This is a genomic window from Frankia sp. AiPs1 (assembly GCF_023716945.1).
In the GTDB taxonomy this organism is placed as follows: domain Bacteria; phylum Actinomycetota; class Actinomycetes; order Frankiales; family Frankiaceae; genus Frankia.
The window spans coordinates 1-4,359 of record NZ_JAMQQF010000505.1 but is presented as its reverse complement, the minus strand read 5'-3'; the positions used below and the strand labels follow the sequence as shown (position 1 = coordinate 4,359).

The 4,359-nt window shown below is 71.9% G+C and carries 3 protein-coding genes and 2 pseudogenes; 2 read left to right on the top strand and 3 right to left on the bottom strand.

The genetic code is table 11. From position 1 onward, the window contains the following. A partial coding sequence (locus tag ND748_RS26200) for a TetR family transcriptional regulator (RefSeq protein ID WP_251748831.1) occupies positions 1-534 on the bottom strand: 534 nt, incomplete at its 3' end. A gap of 986 nt (positions 535-1,520) precedes the next feature. After that, positions 1,521-1,805, bottom strand: coding sequence for a hypothetical protein (locus ND748_RS26195; protein WP_251748829.1), 285 nt, complete (start codon positions 1,803-1,805; stop codon positions 1,521-1,523). A 23-nt stretch (positions 1,806-1,828) separates the two neighbouring features. On the opposite strand from ND748_RS26195, the gene ND748_RS26190 reads away from it, so the two are divergent. Together ND748_RS26190 and ND748_RS35160 are read left to right on the top strand one after the other, a co-directional pair. After that, the gene (locus ND748_RS26190; RefSeq protein ID WP_251748827.1) at positions 1,829-2,950 is read left to right on the top strand and encodes an ABC transporter substrate-binding protein; all 1,122 of its coding nucleotides are present in this window, start codon (positions 1,829-1,831) and stop codon (positions 2,948-2,950) included. Between the two features lie 369 nt (positions 2,951-3,319). Beyond that, positions 3,320-4,051, top strand: a pseudogene (locus tag ND748_RS35160) (excalibur calcium-binding domain-containing protein); the annotation flags it as partial. A gap of 71 nt (positions 4,052-4,122) precedes the next feature. Here the strand turns inward: ND748_RS35160 and ND748_RS26185 are convergent. Then, a pseudogene (locus tag ND748_RS26185) lies at positions 4,123-4,359 on the bottom strand (hypothetical protein); the annotation flags it as partial.

Here is a 4,359-nt window from a genome sequence, read left to right as displayed (position 1 = left end):
TACCGGGTCACCCTTGGTGGCCCGCCAGAGCTCGGGATCGACCGACTCGAACAGGTCCAGCGTCTCGGGGTGCCAGGCCAGCGACGGGGGGAAGCCGGCCTCACGCAGCCCGTCGAGCAGCTCCGCGGCCCGCGGCCACGCCGCGACCGACGCCTGGCGGGTGGCGCCGCCGATGCGCCGGGCAATCAGATCGCACGTCAGGTCGTCGGCGGCGAGTGCGCCGTAGCAGTCATCGAAGAACCCGCGCAGCATGTCCTCCCAGCCGCTGGCGCGCAGCGGTGGCATGCTCTCGTAAAAGGCGGCGAGCGCCTCCTCGGTCATCGCGTCGAGAAGGTCACGCTTACTCTTGTAGTACCAGTAGATGCTGGTCACGCCGACGTCGAGGAATGCCGCGAGCCGCGGCATGCTGAGCTGGTCGACAGGCGTGTCCCGGCAGAATTCGAACGCCCCCGAAAGAATCCCGGCGGCGTTGATCGACCCCCGCGCCCGCCGCGACCGAGACCGCTTGGCGTTCGTATTCGCTGTGGGGGGCACGCTGCCTCCGCATCGTCGGGAGCGGCCCCGCCCGCCAGGACCACCCCGAGCATCCTACCGGATGGTTCTCCGGATGGCGTTGAGACATGCACCGCACCCTGCGGATACAGGGATTGCCCGCAGGTCACGCCCGCCTCAGGGCCCTCCCCACCGCAGCCGCACGAGCAGCCCCACGGCCTGCCCCACGAGCTGCCTACCGGGCCCTCTCACGGGCCCGCCTCGCGGCCGTCTCGTCGCGGCCTCCTGGCCACCGCAGACCCGGCCGCGACGACGATCCGAGGGTGGCCGCCATTCTCGACGACCGCCGCGGCGCGGGCCGGGCGAGACCCTTCGCGCAACTGCCACCGCATCCCGCGAAGCCACCGTGCGCTAATGCCGTCCGCTGAGCCAATGCCAGCTGGAGAACGCGGCCGCCACCTGAAGAACGGCGGCCGCCGCCTGGTGAACGGCGGCCCCGCCCCGGACGTCCAGCTCCGAAACCGCGAAGCCTGATGGGTATACCCTTTTGCCCAGAATGGACCGGGCACGGCCGAATTCATGGCGCCCACGCCGCGAATCGCGGCCGGAATCGGCGGCCGGTCAGGCCCGGTGATCGACGCTGGAGGGGACGGGTCGGCGTGGACATCGTCGTCCCGGGCATCGTCGTCCTGGGCCACCCGCACCTGCCGCACAGTCAGCGCGTCGGCGGGACTCTCGTGATCCGGGTACGGCGCGCGGGAGGCCGAGTGCGGTGCGATGTGCACGGTCCGCGGACCCAGACCGGGCAGAACGCACCGCAGCCCGCTCCATCCGGCTCGGACTTGCTCCTGCAGTCTCGGAGAGTGACGGGTCTCGTCGCCCCCAGGCCGCACCGGGGCCCCTCAGTGCGCCGTATATCTTGGCCAAACTAGGGACAGATGCCGAGGAAGCGGCATATCTTCACGCCAGAGCCCGCATCCGCGGAGCTTGGTGCAACGGAGCACGTGTTGCTCACGCACAGGAGTCGGTCACTTCCCGTGCTTGAGGTTCTGCTTGCCCTGTCGGGCGGCTTGGGTGGGCGCGCGGTCTCGCGCCGGGCCCGGGCCGACGGCGTCCGGGTGGTCCCAGGCCAGGACCCGCCCCGCGCGCCGTCGCCGCCAGGGGTGAGCCCGCCGGCCGAGCTCCGGATGCGGCGCGCGCGGAATGCGGTCATGGGACAGCCGCATCCCGCCGCCCTGCAGACCGCGGTCGCGGATCCCGGACGACCAGAACACCGGGCGCTCGCGCCCATCCCTGCCCTCCCTGTCGGACAACTTCTTTGGGGACCACCGAACACATGTCAGCAACACACCCGTCACCCAGACGCCCGTTCGCCGCCCTGCTCGCGGCCCTGGTCGCAGCCCTCATCGCGCTGGTCACGCTCACCGCCTGCGGCAGTGACTCCGACGGCGGCTCCGGCAAGCCCGCGGCGGCGGCCACGTCGGCCGCGCCGACGACCCACGAGGTCGTCGACATGGGCGGCCGGCACGTCACCGTGCCGACGCACCCGGAGCGGATCGTCACCAACTACCCGGCGGTCACCCAGATCATCTTCATGCTCGGCGGCATCGAGCGGGTCGCCGGCGTGCCGCTGAGCAACCTCACGACGCTGCCGCTGTTCAAGAAGATCTACCCGCCGCTCGCCCAGAAGAAGGCGGTGTTCGGGGCGGACACCACCACCGTCAACACCGAGACCCTGCTCGCCCAGAAGCCGGACCTGGTGGTGCTGACCTCCGGCAACGCGGCACTCGTGAAGAAGATCACCGATCTCGGCGTGCCCGTGGTCCAGATCGCCTCGTTCCCGAACTACAAAAAGCTCAACGACGGCGTGACGTTCCTCGCCGACGTGCTCGGCGGCGACGCTCCCAAGCGGGCCCAGCAGTACGTCGAGTACGTCGACGGCAACGTCGCCCAGATCAACAAGGGCCTCGCGGGCCTGCCGGCGACCGACCGGCCGAAGCTCTACTACACCGCCAACAACCCCCTGAACACCGAGGGTGGCGGCTCGATCATCGACAACTGGTCGACGCTCGCCGGGGGGACGAACGTCGCCACCGTGAACGGTGTCACGGGCACCATGAAGGACGTCTCGGTCGAGTCGATCGTCCAGTGGGATCCGGAGTACGTCTTCTGCCGTGACGCCTCGTCGTGCACGAAGATCCAGCAGGATCCGCGTTGGTCGTCGGTCGCCGCGGTGCGCGACAAGCACCTGATCGTCAACCCGCGGGGCGTGTTCGTCTGGGCCGCCCGCAGCGCCGAGGAGGCCCTGCAGCCGATCTTCGTCGCGAAGACCCTGCATCCCGCGCAGTTCGCCGACGTCAGCATCGAGCAGGAGATCAAGGAGTTCTACAAGACCTTCTACTCCTACGATCTGACGGACGCCGAGGTGTCCGGCATCCTCCACCCGACGACCCCCTGACCCCTGGCGCGCTGGCGCCCTGAGGCGCTGACCCCCCTGGCGCGCTGACCCCCTTGGCGCGCTGACGCCCTGGCGTCCTGACACCCGCCCCCCTCCCGCGCGCCGGCGGTCTGGTGCCCTCGGCGACCTGCCCTCGGCGCGCTGGCGCTGGTGTCCCGACTCGTCGTCGCCCCGACCGGCCACCAAGGCCCGGTCGGGGTGCGGCACGTCCGGCGCATCGCAGCGCGGCGGGCACGGATGCGGTGCGACGGGCACGGTTCTGCAGGGCAGACCGTGCAGAACGCACCGCAATCGGGACGCCAGGCCAGCGATGGCCGTCTTCTGGGCATCCGCTAGGGTCACTGACCGGTGACTTCGGGGGGAGCACACATGACAGGTCGTCGGACGCGGCTCGAATTCCTGGCGGGACGAGGGGGCCGGATCGTCCTCGGCGTCGTCTGCGGTCTCGTCGCCCTGGCCATCGTGATCGGGATCTTCGGCGGCTCGTCGTCGAAGACCGGGAGCCTCGCCGCCGCCCGGGTCGCGGACGCGACGGCGCCACGCGCAGCAGCAGCGCCATCCGCCACCGTTGCACCACCCGTCACCGTTGCACCACCCGCCGCAGCCGAGCCGCGCGGCACCAACGCGGCGGCGTCGCCAATGGCGTCAGGGGCGCCTTCGGACGCGGGCTCGCCGTCCCAGTCGGACCCGGGCACCGAGGCCTCCGGGGGCCCTTGGCCCGGGCTGCCCTTCTCAGCCAGCCTGACCGCCGCAGCCGGCACCGGCTCCGCGCCTGCCGCAACGACCACCCGCGGCCCAGCCGGTGGCGCAATCGCCGGCAGCGCAATCGCCGGCAGCGCAATCGCTGGCGGCCGAACCACGGTCATCGGAACGACGGTCGGCGACCCCGCGGGAATCGCTGCGTCAGGCAGCGGGTCCGCGCAGGCCGCGGCCTCGGTCGGCGGCACGCGATCGGCCGCGGCAGCAGGCGCGGGCGGGCTGACGCAGACGACCGGGTCGGCCTACTACGCGAACTGCACGGCAGCGCGGGCCGCCGGTGTAGCACCGCTCTACCGAAGCGACCCCGGGTACCGCGCCGGACTCGACTCCGACGACGACGGCATCGCCTGCGAAACGACCTCGTCGACGTCGACAGCGCAGTTGTCGTCGACAGCTCACCTGCCGTCGACAGCTCAGTTCCCGGCGACAGCGCAGTTGCCGGCGACAGCGCAGTTGCCGTCGACAGCCCAGAAGCCGCCGGCGACACCCCCCGCGTCCCAGCCCACGGCGCCGACTATCGCCCAGCCGCCCGCGACCGGCACCGCCCAGGACCCGGCCGCTCCCACGCCCCGGCCGGTCCCGCCCACCGAGTCCGCGCCGCAGTCGCCGCCCGCCCCGACGCCCGTCCCCGCATCCGCGCCCGCCTCGGT